The 17576-nt window shown below is 61.7% G+C and carries 16 protein-coding genes and 4 pseudogenes; 9 read left to right on the forward strand and 11 right to left on the reverse strand.

Annotation, left to right across the window (positions count from 1 at the left end; genetic code table 11):
- The first annotated feature begins 292 nt into the window (after positions 1-292).
- Positions 293-697 carry a nuclear transport factor 2 family protein gene (locus EC86_RS0123820; RefSeq protein WP_029528297.1) on the forward strand — a complete coding sequence of 135 codons (405 nt, stop codon included), beginning with the start codon at positions 293-295 and terminating at the stop codon, positions 695-697.
- 121 nt (positions 698-818) lie between these two features.
- Entirely contained in the window at positions 819-1043 is a 225-nt protein-coding gene (locus tag EC86_RS26650; protein ID WP_232230038.1) for a hypothetical protein, read from the forward strand.
- Positions 1044-1051: 8 nt separating this feature from the next.
- Here EC86_RS26650 and EC86_RS0123830 read toward each other — a convergent pair whose 3' ends face one another.
- The 3 genes from EC86_RS0123830 to EC86_RS0123840 form a co-directional block, all read right to left on the reverse strand.
- Positions 1052-1543, reverse strand: a complete 492-nt coding sequence (locus EC86_RS0123830; protein WP_029528298.1) for a HugZ family pyridoxamine 5'-phosphate oxidase — start codon at positions 1541-1543, stop codon at positions 1052-1054.
- 128 nt (positions 1544-1671) lie between these two features.
- On the reverse strand, positions 1672-2025 hold the full coding sequence (locus EC86_RS0123835; protein ID WP_198026905.1) for a DUF3024 domain-containing protein: 354 nt from the start codon (positions 2023-2025) through the stop codon (positions 1672-1674).
- Complete coding sequence (locus tag EC86_RS0123840) at positions 2022-2642, reverse strand: methyltransferase domain-containing protein (protein WP_051676329.1); 621 nt, start codon at positions 2640-2642, stop codon at positions 2022-2024. The genes EC86_RS0123835 and EC86_RS0123840 overlap by 4 nt, the downstream gene beginning before the upstream one ends.
- A 347-nt stretch (positions 2643-2989) precedes the next feature.
- Here EC86_RS0123840 and EC86_RS0123845 point away from each other — a divergent pair, with 347 nt between their 5' ends.
- The 3 genes and pseudogenes from EC86_RS0123845 to EC86_RS28200 form a co-directional block, all read left to right on the forward strand.
- Positions 2990-4096, forward strand: a complete 1107-nt coding sequence (locus tag EC86_RS0123845; protein WP_232230039.1) for an enolase C-terminal domain-like protein — start codon at positions 2990-2992, stop codon at positions 4094-4096.
- Between the two features lie 339 nt (positions 4097-4435).
- Positions 4436-5761 carry a PQQ-dependent sugar dehydrogenase gene (locus EC86_RS0123850; RefSeq protein ID WP_232230040.1) on the forward strand — a complete coding sequence of 442 codons (1326 nt, stop codon included), beginning with the start codon at positions 4436-4438 and terminating at the stop codon, positions 5759-5761.
- Between the two features lie 103 nt (positions 5762-5864).
- Positions 5865-6177 (forward strand): annotated as a pseudogene (locus tag EC86_RS28200) (lytic murein transglycosylase); the annotation flags it as partial.
- Here the strand turns inward: EC86_RS28200 and EC86_RS0123860 are convergent.
- Positions 6178-7152: an IS1595 family transposase gene (locus EC86_RS0123860; RefSeq protein ID WP_029524292.1), complete on the reverse strand. Its 975-nt coding sequence runs from the start codon at positions 7150-7152 to the stop codon at positions 6178-6180. It lies immediately after the preceding pseudogene.
- A gap of 70 nt (positions 7153-7222) precedes the next feature.
- On the opposite strand from EC86_RS0123860, the pseudogene EC86_RS0123865 reads away from it, so the two are divergent.
- From EC86_RS0123865 to EC86_RS30645, 4 genes and pseudogenes are all read left to right on the forward strand, one after another.
- Positions 7223-7567: pseudogene (locus EC86_RS0123865) on the forward strand (peptidoglycan-binding protein); the annotation flags it as partial.
- A gap of 290 nt (positions 7568-7857) precedes the next feature.
- Positions 7858-9219 carry an IS1380 family transposase gene (locus EC86_RS0123870; RefSeq protein ID WP_029528304.1) on the forward strand — a complete coding sequence of 454 codons (1362 nt, stop codon included), beginning with the start codon at positions 7858-7860 and terminating at the stop codon, positions 9217-9219.
- A 467-nt stretch (positions 9220-9686) separates the two neighbouring features.
- Positions 9687-10592, forward strand: a complete 906-nt coding sequence (locus tag EC86_RS26655) for a transposase (RefSeq protein ID WP_232229911.1) — start codon at positions 9687-9689, stop codon at positions 10590-10592.
- Positions 10593-10624: 32 nt separating this feature from the next.
- Complete coding sequence (locus EC86_RS30645; RefSeq protein WP_198026728.1) at positions 10625-11050, forward strand: transposase; 426 nt, start codon at positions 10625-10627, stop codon at positions 11048-11050.
- 236 nt (positions 11051-11286) lie between these two features.
- On the opposite strand, the pseudogene EC86_RS26660 reads toward EC86_RS30645, so the two are convergent.
- The 7 genes and pseudogenes from EC86_RS26660 to EC86_RS30195 form a co-directional block, all read right to left on the reverse strand.
- Positions 11287-11597: pseudogene (locus EC86_RS26660) on the reverse strand (IS701 family transposase); the annotation flags it as partial.
- Between the two features lie 379 nt (positions 11598-11976).
- Positions 11977-12480 carry a GlcG/HbpS family heme-binding protein gene (locus EC86_RS0123890; RefSeq protein WP_029528305.1) on the reverse strand — a complete coding sequence of 168 codons (504 nt, stop codon included), beginning with the start codon at positions 12478-12480 and terminating at the stop codon, positions 11977-11979.
- A gap of 136 nt (positions 12481-12616) precedes the next feature.
- Positions 12617-13255: a response regulator transcription factor gene (locus EC86_RS0123895; protein WP_029528306.1), complete on the reverse strand. Its 639-nt coding sequence runs from the start codon at positions 13253-13255 to the stop codon at positions 12617-12619.
- Between the two features lie 8 nt (positions 13256-13263).
- A complete protein-coding gene (locus EC86_RS0123900) occupies positions 13264-14715 on the reverse strand; it encodes a sensor histidine kinase (RefSeq protein WP_029528307.1) in 1452 nt (483 codons plus the stop codon).
- A 194-nt stretch (positions 14716-14909) separates the two neighbouring features.
- Positions 14910-15431: an AmiS/UreI family transporter gene (locus EC86_RS0123905; protein ID WP_029528308.1), complete on the reverse strand. Its 522-nt coding sequence runs from the start codon at positions 15429-15431 to the stop codon at positions 14910-14912.
- A gap of 38 nt (positions 15432-15469) precedes the next feature.
- Positions 15470-16761, reverse strand: a pseudogene (gene eno, locus EC86_RS26665) (phosphopyruvate hydratase).
- A gap of 32 nt (positions 16762-16793) precedes the next feature.
- A partial coding sequence (locus EC86_RS30195; RefSeq protein WP_036774091.1) for a pyruvate kinase occupies positions 16794-17576 on the reverse strand: 783 nt, incomplete at its 5' end.

The raw sequence follows: 17576 nt of genomic DNA on the forward strand, positions 1-17576 counted from the left end.
TGAAAATTCAGTACGAGCGACATCCAGCTCTCACGGATGAAAGATGGGCGTTCGCGCTTGGCCAGGCCCAGATCGCGGTGAATCAGCGGTTTGGATTTGCAAGGAACGAGTCCTGCCCTGTTGATCCAGGCCGACAGGAAATTATCGACTGGTGCGCCGGGTGCGCCGCAACGCGCGTGCACAACGCCAATGGGCCAACACACCACGTTGTATTGCAGTCTCTGGCGGCAGAGAGCACGATGGCCTTCCGTACCGCACATTCCTGTGCAGCGCCTGTAGGAGGTGCCCGATCATGCCAATGTTGATTCCTGAAGTGACCACGGACGTATTGCAGGCCTTTGCCGACGCGTGGAATCGCCACGACGTCGATGCTCTCATGTCGTTCATGACAGAGGACTGCGTCTTCGAGTCCTCTGCTGGCGCTGAGGCCTGCGGCACCCGGTACGTTGGCAGACAAGCCGTGCGCGCGGGCTTCGCGCAGGTCTGGGAGGTCTTTCCCGATGCCCACTGGGGCCAGGTGCGCCATGTGGTCCATGGAGACCGAGGTCTCTCCGAGTGGACATTCACGGGAACACATGCGGATGGAAAGCGCGTCGAAGTTCATGGTTGTGATCTGTTCACCTTTCGCGACGGCAAGATCTTGCTGAAAAACTCTTACCGCAAGAACCGTCCACCTATTGAGAAGTCAACGCGATGACACCCAGCCCTTCGTTTCACGGGCTTTTCCTCAGCCGCGCCGGTGAATTTAAATGTTGAATGTCTGTGCTGGCCCATCAGGTGTGGAGCCTGCCCTGGCCATGCGGCACCTGAAAAAGACGATGCGGCTCACCACTGCGGAACTCGCCAAGCTTGCAGGCGTGGGGTTTCGCACGCTGCAGGACATGGAGCAGCAGCGCAGCGAGGGCAGAGAGGGCAGCGTTCAGACGATGGACCGCATGTTCGCCCTCCCGAGCCTGAAGCTTGGCGTCGTACGCGCTGCCTCGAACGCCCCTGCAACGCCAGCAAACACAAGAACGGACGGACACTTGCCCGACCAGGCTTGACGCCTGCGTTACGGTCCTGGCAACCCCAAAGCCAGCCTGACTTCTTGCGCGTCGATTGATCGCGCAGCGCCGAACCCGGCGACCTGACGGGCACCGTTGAGCTCGATGGCGACAAATCGGAAGTCGCCCAGTTGCGTCATGAATTGGGCTTCCGGAAATCGCTTCACATAGGCAGCCTGGCACGTTTCCCAGGCTGGAGTGCCGGCCTCCAGCACCTGTGCCCGGCCGTCCAGCGTGACGCGTGGCAACGCATGGACGGGTTCGCCCTGCACCTCCGCCTGCATAATAAGCAGCGATACGTTGGGCCGGGCTTGCAGGTTGCCCGTGTGGGCCGCCAGGCCGCTCACATGGATGACCAGGCACCCGAGCGACGGCGCCATCGCAAAAGGCACCATGGAAACAAACGGGTTGCCATCTTCGCCGAGGGTTCCCAGGGCAGCGACGCGCCTGGCATGCAACAGAGCACGCAGCTCAAAGGTCAGTCTGGATTCGTGCGGCATGAGGGGCCCCTGAAAAACGAATATTTGAATGAAAGCCTGACCTGCATGTCTGCAGGAAGGCGCCATGCTTGAAATCCCGTCAGCTCCCTATCCATCTCACCGTTCGCTTGACATTCAACGCGCCGCGTTCAGCCAAAGAAACACCCGTGCTCATCACGGTCAACTGCACCCAGGAACTCTTTGAACGTGTTGACCGCAGCCTTGGGTTCGTAGTTGTGCCACTTCAAGTCTGCACGCATCCAGAAGACTTTCCAGAGGCCCTGTGTTCGCACAAAAGTCGCCTTGGCCACGGGGGACTCCTGCCGAACGCCAGCGTCTTTCCAGTGGGGCCGACTTTCAAAAATCTCGATGCTCTGGCCTTCCATTTTGTAGCCAAGGTCGAGCTGGCTGTGCAGGTGCGGTAGCGGCCGGCGGCGTGCCATGAAGTCCGCCAGGGCCTTTTCACAACGCTTGCGTTCGAGTTCCGTCAACGCCAAGGTCACCGCCCCTGGCGAAGTATCAGATGAAGGCCGAGCTCATGGCCGACGTTAGGATGGGGCACTTTTTCATAGGGCGGCTTGGGCCACCTCCAGTCTTGCGCGGGAAAGAGCGCCCGCATGGCGTTGATGTCGCAGTGGTAAGGCGGACCCGCTATGACCCCTTCGCTGCTGGCTTCCGGTCGCATCATCTGCATGAATAGAGCCCAAATACTGCCCTGGGGGATGAGCCAATTTTGAAGCTGCCGGGCGTAGTCCACCCAATGGTCTGGATGCAGCGCGCACAGGCAGGTCTGCTCGTAGATGGCATCAAATGGTTTGTCGGGCTGATACGTCAGGACATCGGCCTGCACGACCTCGGCGCTCAAGCCTTGGGCCGATAACAGAGCCCGGGTCCGCTCGACCGCCGCCGGGGTGTAGTCGATGCCAACCACTTCAAACCCTCGCCTGGCCAGCTCCGCCACCTCCCAGCCGCCGCCGCAGCCGGGAACAGCCACCCGGCATGGCTGCAAGGCGCCGCCTTCCAGCCATGCCAGCAGTTGGGGACTGGGCGCACCGCGGTCCCAGCCGGTTTCTTTATTGTCAAAGCGCGCTTGCCAGAAATCGGTGGTGGGTCCTGCCATGGTGGATGCTCGGTCTTTCTTTGGGGAAAAAGTGAAATCGCTATCCGGCAGTGTACGGTCGGGCCGTCCAGCAAGCGTGGATCGACCGCTTCGCCCCATCGGTTCGCAGCCCTAATCAAGGCGTTACATCATCAGGGTGTGACGGCGTTGTACGCTCCCCGCCAATGACGACGCCATCTGGATCACGGCAAGCGTCAAAAGCGCTTTGACTTGTTTCTCAAAACAATTAAAACTTTCCGCTCGAACATGCATCAATTGCGGTGTTTCCCGTGTTTTTCCGGTTGCTTGGTTTCTCGATGACGGACCGCACGAGCCTTCAATTCCTGCCACACTGCGCTCGTTCTCCGATGGCTTCCACTTCACCCGACTGGACATTCGCGCCCATGAAGATCACCAGTATCCGCACGACGCCTGTGCTGGCCCCCTTGACCCGGCCGGTGCGCACCGCGTCGGGCACCATCGACCGCTTTCCCCTTGTCCTGATCGATGTGGACACCGATGCAGGGGTGCAGGGCCACGCCTACGCGCAGGTGTACCTGCCCGAGCTGCTGGCGGCGCTGGAGCAAACCGTGGCCAGTCTTGCGAGCATGACCATCGGCTTGCCGCTGGCGCCCCGGGATGTCCACGCGCACCTGCTGCGCCGCTGCCGCCTGTTTGGCATGAAGGGCCTGCTGGGCGCAGCGCTTGGGGGACTGGACATGGCGCTGTGGGACGCCTGGGCGCGCGCACGCGGGCAGCCGCTGGCGCGCGCGCTCGGGGCCGAGCTTCGGCCGCTCAGGGCCTACTACAGCGTGGGCCTGTACAGCGCAGCAGAAGTCGTCGCCATCGCAGAAGAAACGCTGGCGGCGGGGTTTGCCGGGCTGAAGATCAAGGCGGGGTTTGCCACCTTCGCCGAGGACCTGGCCGCCGTGCGCGCGGCCAAGCGGGCGCTGGGCAACGCCACGGCGCTCATGATCGACTACAACCAGTCGCAGACGCTACCCGAGGCGATGGCGCGCTGCAAGGCGCTCGATGGCGAAGGGCTCGAGTGGATCGAGGAGCCGGTGCTCGCCGACGACCTGGCGGGCTGCGCCCGCATTGCCCAGGCGATCGCCACGCCCATCCAGATCGGCGAGAACTTTCACGGGCCGTCCGAGATGCGCGCGGCGATTGAGGCTTGTGCTTCGGACCTGGTCATGCCGGACGCGCAGTTCATCCACGGCGTCACAGGCTGGCTCGAGGCGTCGGCGCTGGCCCAGGCGGCGGGGCTGCCCATGTCGTCCCACACGTTCGTCGAAGCGAGCGCGCAGCTGCTGTGCGGGGCGCCGACGGCGCACTGGATCGAAGTGCTGGACGCCGCCGGCGGGCTGCGGCAGGCGCCCCTGCAGATCAAGGGCGGGATGCTGCTGCCCTGGGACTCCCCGGGGATCGGGCTGGCGTGGCGCGAGGACATGGTCGCGCGGCACCGGGTGTGATGCGGTAAAGCGTAAAGCGGCGGCTGCAACAACGGCACATCCGAAGAGTAGGAGGGCATCCACCAGGAACGAAGGCTTTTCTTGCCGGCACCCCATTGAATGGCTTCATGACCCCGCCCACGGGTGGGAATCGTGCCGGTCCATACAATGCAATGGTCAAATTTCTCTTCACGATGCCACAGGAGAAGACACATGGGCGCTTGCTCGACTGCACGTCGGTGGATGCTGGTTTTCGCTGCGCCACTCCTTTTGAACTGCGGTGGCGGGGGAAGTGGCGGGGGAAGTGGCGGGGCAAGCGGTGAAAATGAAATCGGCCCCACCGACACCACGGCGCCGCAGGTGACGCTCACGGCGCCTGTGAACCTTGCCATCGATCTGACCGGTACGCTGGCCCTGGGCGCCGTTGCAACCGACAACATCGCCGTCACGCGGGTCGAGTTCGAGGTCGATGGCCTTGGCGCAGGCACGGATGACACCGCGCCCTTTGCCGCCAGCGTCAATACTGCCGAGTATGCCGCCGGCCAGCACGTGGTTCGCGCGCGTGCGCGTGATGCCGCAGGCAACGTCTCGGCCTGGTCCGCAGCGACGGTGAAGTTTGGCGGCAGCACCTCGGTGCCGGCCGGTTTCACGAAAAACGAGCGTTTCATCTCCGGCCTGAGTCAGGCCACGGCGCTGGCGCAAGCGCCCGACGGACGGTTGTTCATCGCAGAGCAGGGCGGCGCGGTGCGGGTGTACAAGGCCGGTGGGCTGCTGCTGCAGCCTTTCGTGCGGCTGGCAGTTGACGCGTCGGGCGAGCGCGGCCTGATCGGCCTCACACTGCACCCGAATTTTCCGGCCACGCCCCATGTCTTTGCGCACTACACGGTGAACGCTGGCGCGGCGGGCGCAACGCACAACCGTATCAGCCGCTTCACCGCGCAGGGCGATGAGGCCATGGCTTCGAGCGAGTTGGTCCTGGTCGAGCTCCCACCGCTGTCCGCGGCGACCAACCACAACGGCGGCGCATTGCACTTTGGCGCCGATGGCAAGCTCTACGTTGGCGTTGGCGAGAACGCCGATCCGAGCAAGTCGCAGGACCTGCGCAGCCCGCTGGGTAAGCTGCTGCGCTTTAACGACGATGGCAGCATTCCGGCGGACAACCCGTTTTTTGCCGCCCAGCAGGGACTGGCGCGCGCCGTGTGGGCTTACGGGCTGCGCAACCCGTTCAGCTTCGCGGTGCAACCGTTGACCGGCCGCATCCACATCAATGACGCTGGGGCCAACACCTGGGAAGAGATCAACGTGGGCGTGGCTGGCGCAAATTTCGGATGGCCTGGCTCCGAAGGCCCTGACAACGTCGGCGCAGGCATCGCGGCGCCGCTGTTCGCCTACCGCCACAGCGATGCGGCGCCGCCCGGTTCCGGCCCGGGTGGGTTTTTTACCGGCTTTGCCATCGCAGGCGGCACGTTTTACCCTGCGACCGGAGTGTTCCCAGCGCCTTACCACAGCAACTACTTTTTTGCCGACTTTGGCCGCAGATTCATCGGGCGGCTCGACCCGGCCAATGGCAACGCCGCCTACGCGTTTGCCAGCATCAGCGATGCGCCGGTCGATATGCGCGTGGGCATTGACGGCGCGCTGCTCGTGCTGGGCCGCGCAGGTGTGACGCGCATCAGTTCGCCTTGAAAAGCAAATGAATGGAAGAGCTTGACAGCTCTGCGTTGCACAGGGTGGCCCGGCTTGCGGTGCGCGACACCTGCCCCTGGCTGCGCGAGCCACTCGAGCAGATTCAAAATTCCTGGCCTATGCGGTCGATGCCGATGGCGACGGCCGCCGCGACATCTGGGGCAGCGTGCCTGACGTGATGGCCTCGACCGCGAACTTCCTGGCCAGCGCCGGATGGCAGGCCGGCCAGCCGTGGGGACTCGAAGTGCGCTTGCTGCCGGGATTTGATTACGCGCGCGCCGACCTGGAAGTGCGCCAGCCGGCGAGCCAGTGGGCGGGCGAAGGGGTGCAGTCGATGGACGGCGCGCCGCTGCCGGCGCTGCAGGACGCTTCGCTCCTGCTTGCGGCTGGCGCGCGCGGGCCGGCGTTCCTGGTGGCTATGTCACTGTTAAATGTGGAAATTTTCCCAAGGCCATCGCCAAGACAGCTTGCCCAGAGTCGCCATGGTGGCTGTCCAGGGCGCGAAACCAGCCCAGGTAGTTGTCCAGATAGCCCGTGGCAACGCCGTGAAAGCGGTGCAGCCACTGTTTGAGACGGCCGTGATAGGCGTTGACATTCTGGACATGGATGGCGCCGTTGACGCGCACGCCTGCGTTCAGATTGACCGCCTCGTGCGCCAGGTGCGCGTCGTGCGCAAAGCCGCAGTAGGTCCGGTTGCCATCGCTCACCAGCAGCGCATCCTTGGCCAGCACGGGCTGCAGTGCGCCGGCCAGTGCGGCTTTTGTCATCTGCCCGCGTCCCATCACCCAGTCCAGCGTCTGTCCGGCACGGTCCCGAGCCACCAAAACGCAGACCAGTTCACCGGACAGGCCCGCTTTTCTCGCCTTGCTGCCGCGACGGCGAGGCGGGCGGTCCAGCTTGCGACAGCCCTTGCGCGACTCCAGGATATAGGTCTCGTCGGCCTCGGTAATACCTTGCAGCGTTGTCGCGCGGTCTGCCTTGAGGCCGCTGAGAAAGCGATGGCGCCAGCGCAGCGCCGTGTTTCGGTGAACCTGCAGGGCAGTAGCGGCCCGGCGAAGGGTGAGGGACGCGGCCAGGGCTTGACTAAAACCGAACCACTTGCCCTTCTTGCGCAGCCGCGCCAGCGCGGTGCCCGTCAGGGCATTGAACGTGCGGTGGCATGTCCGGCAGCGGTAGCGCTGCAACCCACTGACGTGGCCATGCCGGTAAAGCTCGCTGCCTTGGCAGTGTGGGCAGCAGCGCGGCTCAGTCGCGCTGGACGACTCAATGACGGCCAGCCCTTTTTGCTGCTCATCGAGTTCATCCAGACGCTTTTTGAGCAGTTCACGCTGGCGCAGCGTGAGCCGGGGCACCTGTTGGTTCATCAACGCATTGAAAGTCTCGGCGTTCATGGCTAACCTCCTTCACGGTTCGCTATGAACTCTACGCCTCTGGAAAAAAAATTCCACATCTAACAGTGACAGAGCCTTCCTGGTCGGCGCGAACTTTCGCACGATCCTGCGCTACAACAACTCGACCAGCTACGCGCTGGCCGTCGGCCTGCTGGCGCAGCAGCTCTCTAGCGGCCCCGCGGTGCAGACTGCCTGGCCGCGCGACTTGCTGGCGCTGTCGCGCAGCCAAGCGCTGGCGCTGCAAACAGCACTGAACGCACACGGCTTTGACAGCGGCGCGCCCGACGGCACGATAGGACCGGCCACGCAGCGCGGCGTTCGCCACTACCAGCGCAGCCTGGGCTTGGCTGCGGACGGCTACGCGACCGGGAAGCTGCTGCAGCGCCTGCAGCAACCAGGGGCCGCCGCGCACTAAAGACAGTTCAGTGCCTGTTCCTGTGCTGCAGCGCGCGCCTCGTCCCTTGGTCGCTGGCTGCCAAAGGCCGGTAGTGGTTGCTGACCCCGGAGAATTCATGGGCATGTTGCTGATCATCACAGTGGAAAAAACACGGTCGGGTTTGACGTGAGAAGTTTGAGTCAGTCTGGGCCTGCAGCCAGTTTCTAGAACCTGAGTCCGTGACTTCGGCGTGAGATTTTTCGGGTTTCCTTATTGAAATCAAGCACTTGGCACCCAAGTCCAGTTCCACCCTGCAGGTGAGCGAAAACATGACCGACTTTGTTATCAAACGACTGCCCTACGACCTGAGTTCGCACGCCGGACTGGCGTTCATTGGCAAGTACCTCAAGCGCATCAATATCAACGCACTGATCGATCCGGCCTTCCCTGTGCGCTCGGGCATCGCCAACAGCTGCGTTGTCAAGAGCTACCTCGGTCTGTTGTGCCTGGGCAAGAACGACTTTGACGCCATCGAGAATTTTCGGGGCAACGCTTTTTTCATGCGCGCGCTGGGACTGCGGGCGGTGCCGTCGAGTCCTACGTTGCGCCAGCGCCTCGATACCCAGGCCAGCGACTGGTTTGAGCTGGCCGCGCAGATAAACCAGGCGCTCCTGGGCAGCCGCATCGAAGGGCGGGCCATTGATTTTGGCGCGCTTCCCTGCGGCTACACGCCAGTGGATCTGGACACCTTTGCCATGGACAACAGTAATACCCAGAAAGAGTTGGTCGGGCGCACCTACGCCGGGGTGGACGGCTACTGCCCCCTGGCGGTGTACCTGGGCCGCCTGGGCTATTGCCTGGAGTTGGCGCTGCGCCCGGGCGTGCAGCATTCGGCGTGCGAGAGTGAATACAACCTGGAGCGCGCGCTGCCTTTGGCGCTCAGCTTGGTCAAGGAGCCTTTGCTGGTACGCGCTGATGCGGGCTTTTGCTCCGTCAAGCTGATGCAGGAAATCTGCGCCCAGGGCGCCGCTTGTGGGCGCGAGATGGCCTTTATCATCAAGTGGAACCCGCGCAAGACCCCGGTTGAGACGATTGCCGCACACAAGGCGGGCGATCCGAGCATTGCCTGGCAGACGCTGCGCCCGGGCAAGCGCGAATGCATTTGGCAGGACAGGCTCGATCTGGTCGGTGTCGGCAACGCGGCAAATCCGGCCCGGCGCGTTTACCGGCTTACCGAGCGCACGCTCGACAAGCACGGCAATGCTTTGTTGCTGCCCGAGTATGTGCTCGAAGGCTGGACGACGACGCTGCCCGGGCGGTTCGGCCCGGCCGAGATCATCGCGCTGTACGCGGACCACGCCACGCACGAGCAGTTTCACGCCGAGTTCAAGTCCGATATGGATCTCGAGCGCCTGCCCAGCGGCAAGTTTGACACCAACTACCTGGTCTGCCGGCTCGCTGCGGTCGCCATGAACCTGTTGCGCCTGATCGGACAAAACACCCTGAACGAGCCCGATGCGCCCGTGCGCCACCCGGCCCAGCGCCGGCGTATCCGGACGGTGCTGCACGAGATGATGCACAAGGCCGCCCGCATGATTCGCCATGCCGGGCGCTGGGTGCTTGGCCTGGGCGCGGGCGACAGCGGCTTTGCGGTGTTTGACCGGCACTACGGGCAACTCAGGACCGCGTAGCCGCGCAAACCCTCGGGCTTGCCACCGCCCAGTCCGCCATTTACTTGGTCCGCGCGCAGGCAGCGCGGATTGATCAGCCTTGGGCTGGAAAATCTTCACGGTGCTCAAAACCTGGGAAAGCTGCGTTTCCCGCACTCGGGGCGTCGCCATAAACCGCTTTAGCACCCGACATGACGACCTATTCCACCGGAACTTGACCATTCGAGTTTGAAAATCAGGCCGCTTTGTTTGAAGTCACGGATTCAGGTAGAAGGCAATGAATTCGGTCATTGGTCAGATCTGCTCGCGAACCCCCGTTGCATGGAAAGCGACCTGTCCCCAGCACGCCTGGTCGCCGCCGTACAGCATGCAATAGGACGATGCCTATTTCCTGAATCCGTGATCTCGTTGTCAGATTTTGGTGGTTTCCTTATTGAAATCAAGCACTTGTCCGCCAAGTTCAGTTCACCCTGCAGGTGAGCGAAAACATGACCGATTTTCTTATCAAGCGACTTCCCTACGACCTCAGTTCCCATGCCGGACTGGCGTTGATTGGCAGATATCTCAAGCGCATCAATATCAACGCGCTGATCGATCCGGCCTTCCCGGTCCGCTCGGGCATTGCCAATAGCGACATCCTCAAGAGCTACCTCGGGCTGCTGTGCCTGGGCAAGAACGACTTTGACGCCATCGAGAGCTTTCGGGGTAACGCTTTTTTCATGCGCGCGCTGGGGTTGCAGGCGGTGCCGTCGAGTCCGACGCTGCGCCAGCGCCTGAACACCCAGGCCAGCGACTGGTTTGAACTGGCCGCGCAGATCAACCAGGCGCTGCTGGGCAGCCGTATTGAAGGGCGGCCCATTGATTTTGGCGCGCTGGGCTGCGGCTACACGCCAGTGGATCTGGACACCTTCGCGATGGACAACAGCGACACGCAAAAGGAACTGGTCGGGCGTACCTACGCGGGGGTTGATGGTTACTGTCCGCTGGCGGTGTACCTGGGCCGCCTGGGTTACTGTCTAGAGTTGGCGCTGCGCCCCGGCGTGCAGCATTCGGCCCGGGAGAGCGAGTACAACCTCGAACGCGCGCTGCCCCTGGCGGCAAGCCTGGTCAAGGGGCCTTTGCTGGTGCGTGCCGATTCGGGCTTTTGCTCTTTGAAGCTGATGCAGGAAATCTCGGCCCAGGGCGCGGCTCTTGGACGCGAGATAGCTCCTCAATCATCAAGTGGAACCCGCGCAAGACCCCAGTTGAGACGGTGGCAGTGGGAAAGGCGGGCGATCCGAACAATGCCTGGCAGACGCTGCGCCCGGGCAAACGCGAGTGCGTCTGGCAGGATAGGCTCGATCTGGTCGATGTCGGCAACCCAGCGAATCCGGCCCGGCGCGTTTACCGCCTGACCGAGCGCACGATCGACAAGTACGGCAATGCTTTGTTGCTGCCCGAATATGTGCTCGACGGCTGGACGACGACGCTGCCCGAGCGCTTTGAGGCGAAAGACATCATTGCGCTGTACGCCGACCACGCCACGCACGAGCAGTTTCACGCCGAGTTCAAGTCCGATATGGACCTGGAGCGCCTGCCCAGTGGCAAGTTTGACACCAATTATCTGGTCTGTCGGCTCGCTGCGGTCGCCATGAACCTGCTGCGCCTGATTGGACAAAACACCCTGAACGAGCCCGATGCGCCCGTGCGCCACCCGGCCCAGCGCCGGCGTATCAAGACGGTGTTGCACGAGATGATGTTCAAAGCCGCCCGCATGATCCGCCATGCTGGGCGTTGGGTGCTCGGCCTGGGCGCGAACGACAGTGGCTTTGCGGTGTTTGACCGGCATTACGGGCAACTCGCAACCGCGTAGCAGCGCAAATCCTCGCGCTGCCCCATGCTCCATTTACCTGGCCTGCGCGCAGCGCGGCATGTTCAGCCCTGGGCTGGAAAATCTTCATGCTGCTCAAAACCTGGGAAAACCGCCTTGCCCGCCCTCATGGCGTCGCCATAAACCGCTTCAGTACGCGACAGCACGGCATATTCCACCGGGATTTGTCCACTCCAGTTTGAAAATCAGGCCGCGTTTTTTGAACTCACGGATTCAGGAATTCCTTTGACCGTGCGACCGCTGCAATGGTTCGCAAGTGCCAACAAATCAAATCGCTCTCGTCCGTCCACGCCTTTTCCTGGATGGTGTCGTCAAAAATCAGCACGCCTTGGACATCCTGCACTTCACGAACCATCGCCTTGACTTGGCGCCACAAGTCCTTTGACGTGTAGTCCTGCCCGGATAAAAACCGGGTAATCCGGTCATGGCTGACATCGCCCTGCACCATGGCCGACAGCCCCGTCGCTGTTGTCGCTCCAAAGCTGCTCAGCAGGTAGTCCGTGTACAACTCCAGTTCAGAATTTTTCATGCGCGTAGGCTAACAGGCGGGCTGCTGCGTAAGGTCAGTTATCAAAATCATTTCATGTCCTGCTGGCGGAAAACGCCTTCCTGCGTGATCTCTTCCGGAGAGCCAAAAAGCTTGCGAAAAAGTTTTTCGGCTTACGGTCAAGGCCGCATGAGCCAGAACCAGCAGTTTGGCAAACAATTGCTACCGACGTGGTGCCACTCACCAATTGCTGGCCGGATCAGGGCTACCACCAGGACTTAGTTGAGAAGAACCCGACCCTGAGCTACTGCATGGCCGTGGCACCTCCTCAAAGTGGTCAAGTTCCGCATGACCGGCCCTTGGCCGACGTTCGAAAATGGTTTTTGCCGCCTACATAAACCAACTTGCCAGACATGTTGATTTACTTGAGCTGGTCCTTGACCTTCTCGATGGCGCTGAGCGCACATTGCTCGTCGAGGTTGCCACTTGGAGCGCCACCGACACCGACAGCGCCAATGGTTTCATTGCCGACCTTGATCGGCACGCCGCCGCCCAGCAACAGATAGCCGGGGATGAAAACCAGATTGGCTGCAGCAGGATTTTTCTGGCTGCCTTCCATCATGGCAAGCGTGGTGTTCTTGGCGGAAGCAGAGGTAAAAGCCTTTTGACGGCTGGCGTCCAGCGTGTGCGGACCGGCAGTGTCGGCGCGCTGCACTGCACGCACAGAGCCTGCACGGTCAACCACGGTTGCGGTCACGGCGTAGCCATTGGCAGCGCATGCAACGACGCTGGCTGAGGCAATCTGGTTGGCCAGTTCGAGCGAAATGTTCTTTTCGTTTCGAACAGATTGAGCGCTGGCTGTAATGCCAAACGAAGTCAGTGCAATCGCGATCACAGGGGCGCAAAGTACAGTCAGTTTTTTCATGGTTTTCTTGTGGTTCGGTTCAATTAACCGCAGGAAAATTGTAAAAAACTGAGGACTTATTGCCTAGTCGTAGCGCTACGCGCTCACCTCCGTAAAACTACCGAGTACGCGTTATCTCACCAGCATTGCGCAGCCGTTAAGATTCTTGCTTCTCGTCTACCAGAGCCGCGTAATGCCGGATAATTTGTGCTAGAGAATCGGCTTTTAGCTTCGAAAAAAGATTGGCGCGGTGAGTCTCTACAGTGCGTGGGGAAAGCGTCATTGCACGTCCGATTTCCTTATTGGTCAACCCGGCCACGATGAACCCCAGCACTTCGCGTTCACGTTCCGTCAGTTGCAGGTAAAGCGTCCGCGCCGAACGGTCTGCGCTCAATCGCTGGCGGGATTTCACATGCTGGCGCACGGCATTTTGAAGCGCATCGATGAGGGCTTCGTCATTCACTGGCTTTTCCAGAAACTCCGCCGCGCCGCACTTAAATGCGCGCCTGCACATCTCTACCGTGCCATGGCCCGTCAGCAGGATGACGGGATGATCCACGCCTTGCGCGATCAGGGTGTCAAGCACCACTAGTCCGCTGATGCCAGGCATGCGCACATCGAGCAGGATAGCGCCTATCGACTCACGGGCGAAATGTTCGACAAAGGCCTGCGGGTCGGCCCAGGACTGAACACGCAAGCCCACAGTGCCAATCAACAGTGCGAGGCTATCGCGTACGGCTTCATCGTCGTCAATAAGGTGGACCAATGGTGACAGCGTTGAGAAATTGGAATTCATGGGGCCTTTCAGGCCAGGGGGAGATCAAGGGTAAATACAGACCCACGCGGCATATTATTCCTTGCATAGATACTGCCGCCCATACTTGCAGACAGCGTTTCACATAGGCTCAGACCAAGACCTAGACCACCATTGCGGGTCGTATAAAAAGGCTCGAAAATGCGCGGTAGCACGTCGGAGGGAATGCCGGGGCCGCTATCAGCGATGGTCAGCAGGCCGCGACCGCCTTCCTGCACCAGACCAATTTTCAATTGTCGCTCCGCTTTGGGCACCTGTTCAAGCGCCTGAAGTGCATTCATCAGCAGATTGTGGATGATCTGCTCAAGCGCCACGGGCTCGGCCAATACCGCGGGAGGCGTGGAGAGTGACGCCATTGACGCAACTGCACCTCGGCGATTGAACTCGGGCTCCAGAAGATACAGCGCATTGCGCACAGCGTCCTGCAAATCCACCACCTGTTGCTGTGCCGTGCTGTCTGGCCGCTCAACAGCGCGGCGCAAACGGATCACTACTTCAGATGCTCGGCGTGCCTGCTGGACAGCCTGCGCCATTGCGCGGCGGGCGATGTCCAGCTCTGGGGGGTCGTCGGCCAGCAAGCGGCTGGCAGCCTGCGTATTGGCCAGCACCGCTGTCAGCGGCTGATTCAGTTCATGCGCCAGTCCGGCCGCGAGTTCGCCCAGAGTATTCAGGCGCGCGACCTGGCCCAGCCGCAGCAACTCTTCTGCTCGGCGGCGCCCGACGCGCTGGCGCTGCAAACTCACCAGCGCAGCGAGAGCGCCGCCAACCACTGCGGAGTAGGCCAGCATCCAGCGCCAGGGCAGATCAGCGAGGCCCACTCGGCGGATGGCGACCACCTCAAAAGGCTGACTTTCGGCTGCGAGGAGCTTGCGAAATTCAATCGGCCAGCCGCCTGCGCGCAACTGCCCCGGCTGAATGATGAAGCTTTCACTTGCATGCTCCAGCATCACTCGTACGGGGCTGCGGTCTGAGGCCATGGGCCATTCGCTCCAGGGAACGCTTGCGCGCAAATCGATCTGCAGCGCATAACTGACGGGCTCCGAGGCCAGCACCAGTTCATAGCGGCCCTTGGCTAAATCGACAGCAGCCAATACAGGACGACGAAGGGTGCGCGAAAGGGTTTCAGCTGGCAGTAAGCGTTTATCGGACCACATACCGAGAGGCTCGCGCCTGCTGACTCTCAATATTTGTGGGTAAACTGAAGTCAGACGTTGCTCGGGGTGCCTGCCATCGCTGGCGGGTTGAAGCAGCGCCAGCGTGGCCAGGATGGCATCGTGCTGCACCACACGCTGGCTTAGCAGGCGGTGGGCTATTCGGGCGCTGGTTTCGAACTCTTCGCGCAGTCGGCCGAATTCATTGCGCGCCAACAGGGTGCTACCCAAAATGACAAGAGCACACCAGGCCACGATCCACAGCCAATAACGACGAAACACTTGAGGCATGAATGTATTCTTGCATGAGGTTCAACGCTGGATGACCGTCCAAACGACTGACAACAAACAAAACCGGGGTGCCTGGGCGCTTATACCTGCGAGGCGTGTTGGGCCACGATCGTAACGGCGTTGATGACAACCAACAGGCCGCGCTGTATTTGCGCTGCCGTGACGATGTCATGCCAGGCAAAAAATCTTGACGGTTAAGGTGAGGCAATAACACCCGTTAAAAGCAAATAACCTGGCACCCACCCTGTCAGGATACCTTCTCCAATCGCCATCCAGGCTGCCATGCGCACCACCTGCTTGCGCAGTACCAACTGAAGAAAAAATACAAACCACAAAACTGCCCATGCAGCCCACGACAAGCCAGACCAAACGTCCCAGATATGCTCAGCTGTTCGAAACGTGTTGGTAGCGACCGGCACGGCGGTAATCGCCACAAACAAGCTGAACCAGCCCAGCCCGCGCCCATCGGCACCGGTGAAGCGGTTGATCGCCACCCACAGGTAGGTCAGTGAAAACAACAGCGAGAGAGCGGCCGCCCGGATCGAGGCAGCATCGGCAGCCGCGCCGAACGCCTGACTGAGCGCGACCAGCAGGCTGACAGCCCCCACAAACAGGTTGATCACCCAGATTTCTCTGTCACCGATGTGCCCCAACATCCACAGACCATTGAGAATAAGCACCGCACCCACATAAAACAGCACCAGACCCAGCAACATTAAACGACTCCATCAACAAAAAACCGTTTCGCTGAAGCCTAGGCCGCAGGAATGAAACGCTTGAATGCTGCCAGGCCGGCGTATGAAGCCGCACCGCCGAGTTCGTCTTCAATGACCAGCAGGCGGTTGTACTTGGAGACGCGATCGGAGCGGCACAGCGAACCGGTCTTGATCTGCGTAGCCGTGGTGCCCACCGCTAGGTCGGCAATGGTGGTGTCCTCGGTCTCACCCGAGCGGGGGACACCACGGCGGCATAGCCGCTCTCAGTGGCCAGCGCAATCGCGTCCAGCGTCTCGCTGAGTGTTCCGATCTGGTTGGGTTTGATCAGGATGGCATTGGCCACGCCGCCGGCAATGCCTTTGCCAAGCGTTGCCGCGTCGGTGACGAAGAGATCGTCGCCAACCAGCTGGAGCTGGTTGACCACCTTGTCGGTCAGCAGCTTCCAGCCGACCCAGTCGTCTTCGGCCATGCCGTCTTCGATCGACAAAATCGGGTATTGGCGCACCAGGCCGGCCAGCCAGTCGACAAACTGGTCCGAGTCAAAGCGCTGGCCTTCCGAGGCCAGCACATAGCGGCCGTCCTCGAAAAACTCGGTGCTGGCCGCGTCCAGGCCGAGCCAGATATCGCGTCCGGGCCGAAAGCCTGCGGTTTCTATGGCCTGCAAGATCACGTCCAGCGCCGCCGTGTTAGACGGCAGGTTGGGGGCAAATCCGCCTTCGTCGCCGACAGACGTGGCCATGCCCGCCGCCTTGAGCTGGGACTTCAGTGCGTGGAACACCTCGGCACCCCAGCGCAGACTCTCAGCAAAGCTCGGCGCGGCTACCGGCAGGATCATGAATTCCTGGATGTCCACGTTGTTGTCGGCATGGGCGCCACCATTGATGATGTTCATCATGGGCACGGGCAGCGTGAACTGTTGCTGCAGGCACAGGTGCCGGTACAGCGGAACGCCCTTGCTCGCGGCCGCAGCCCGGGCCGTGGCCAGCGACACGGCCAGCAGCGCATTGGCACCCAGGCGGGACTTGCCGGCGGTGCCATCGAGCTGGATCAGCCTGGCGTCCAGCGCCGCCTGGTCGGTGCTGTCGGTTCCCGACAGCGCGGTGCGCAGCTCGCCGTTGACATGGCCAACCGCGCGCTGTACACCCTTGCCGCCGTAGCGTTTGGCATCGCCATCGCGCAATTCGATGGCTTCGCGTGAGCCGGTGGATGCGCCCGACGGGGCCGCTGCATAGCCGCGCGCGCCACAGGCAAGGGTGACTTCGGCGGCGACGGTGGGGTTGCCGCGTGAATCAAGAATTTCAAGGCCACGAAGGCCGGTGATCAGACTCATGAAAAAGACTCCGCAAGTGTGTAGCTTGGCCGTTAAACAGTGGCGATACGCATCAAATTAGTGGTGCCCGACGTGGCAAACGGCATGCCGGCAATCGCGACAATGGTCTGGCCGCTGTCAGCGAACTTCTCACTGCTCGCCAGCTCGCAAGCGAGGTCGGTCATCTGGCTGACGTCACTGACATCGGCAATATGCACTGAATGCACACCCCAGACCAGCGCCAGCCGGCGTGCAACGCCGATGCTGGGCGTCAGGCTCAGGATCGGCGACTCGGGCCGCTCGCGAGCGGCGCGTAGGCTGGTGTGGCCGGAGCTGGTGTAGCAGACGATGGCTGCGGCCTGCACTAGCGACACGGCGCGGCGCATGGCGCAACATACGGCCTCCGCAACGTCGCCGCCCGGGCGGGCCGCGGTGTGCGATGCGTCAATCAGCTGGCGGTACTGCGCGTCGCCTTCGACCTGTTCGATGATGCGGTTCATCATCTTCACCGCCTCGATGGGGAACTGGCCCGAAGCCGATTCCGCCGACAGCATGACCGCGTCGGCGCCGTCGTAAATGGCAGTGGCCACATCGGACGCTTCAGCGCGCGTGGGCACCGGGCTGTCGATCATGGACTCCAGCATCTGCGTGGCCACAATCACCGGCTTGCCAGCGTGGCGGCAACTGCGGATGATGCGCTTCTGGATCGTAGGCACACGTTCGGCGGGCATTTCCACACCGAGGTCGCCGCGCGCCACCATGACCGCGTCAGACAGCGCTACGATTTCGTCCAGGCGGTCGATGGCTGATGGCTTTTCCAGCTTCGACACAATGGC

The organism is Polaromonas glacialis (assembly GCF_000709345.1).
Classification (GTDB): Bacteria; Pseudomonadota; Gammaproteobacteria; order Burkholderiales; family Burkholderiaceae_C; genus Polaromonas; species Polaromonas glacialis.

What these genes read in the sequence shown, in the direction of transcription:
- EC86_RS26650 (WP_232230038.1), top strand. Translation starts at nt 819, where the DNA reads ATGCGGCTCACCACTGCGGAACTCGCCAAGCTTGCAGGCGTGGGGTTT.
- EC86_RS0123870 (WP_029528304.1), top strand. Translation starts at nt 7,858, where the DNA reads ATGACCGACTTTGTTATCAAACGACTGCCCTACGACCTGAGTTCGCAC.
- EC86_RS0123895 (WP_029528306.1), bottom strand. Translation starts at nt 13,255, where the DNA reads ATGAATTCCAATTTCTCAACGCTGTCACCATTGGTCCACCTTATTGAC.
- EC86_RS0123820 (WP_029528297.1), top strand. Translation starts at nt 293, where the DNA reads ATGCCAATGTTGATTCCTGAAGTGACCACGGACGTATTGCAGGCCTTT.
- EC86_RS0123845 (WP_232230039.1), top strand. Translation starts at nt 2,990, where the DNA reads ATGGCTTCCACTTCACCCGACTGGACATTCGCGCCCATGAAGATCACC.
- EC86_RS0123900 (WP_029528307.1), bottom strand. Translation starts at nt 14,715, where the DNA reads ATGCCTCAAGTGTTTCGTCGTTATTGGCTGTGGATCGTGGCCTGGTGT.
- EC86_RS0123890 (WP_029528305.1), bottom strand. Translation starts at nt 12,480, where the DNA reads ATGAAAAAACTGACTGTACTTTGCGCCCCTGTGATCGCGATTGCACTG.
- EC86_RS0123905 (WP_029528308.1), bottom strand. Translation starts at nt 15,431, where the DNA reads ATGTTGCTGGGTCTGGTGCTGTTTTATGTGGGTGCGGTGCTTATTCTC.
- EC86_RS26655 (WP_232229911.1), top strand. Translation starts at nt 9,687, where the DNA reads ATGACCGATTTTCTTATCAAGCGACTTCCCTACGACCTCAGTTCCCAT.
- EC86_RS0123830 (WP_029528298.1), bottom strand. Translation starts at nt 1,543, where the DNA reads ATGCCGCACGAATCCAGACTGACCTTTGAGCTGCGTGCTCTGTTGCAT.
- EC86_RS0123860 (WP_029524292.1), bottom strand. Translation starts at nt 7,152, where the DNA reads ATGAACGCCGAGACTTTCAATGCGTTGATGAACCAACAGGTGCCCCGG.
- EC86_RS0123840 (WP_051676329.1), bottom strand. Translation starts at nt 2,642, where the DNA reads ATGGCAGGACCCACCACCGATTTCTGGCAAGCGCGCTTTGACAATAAA.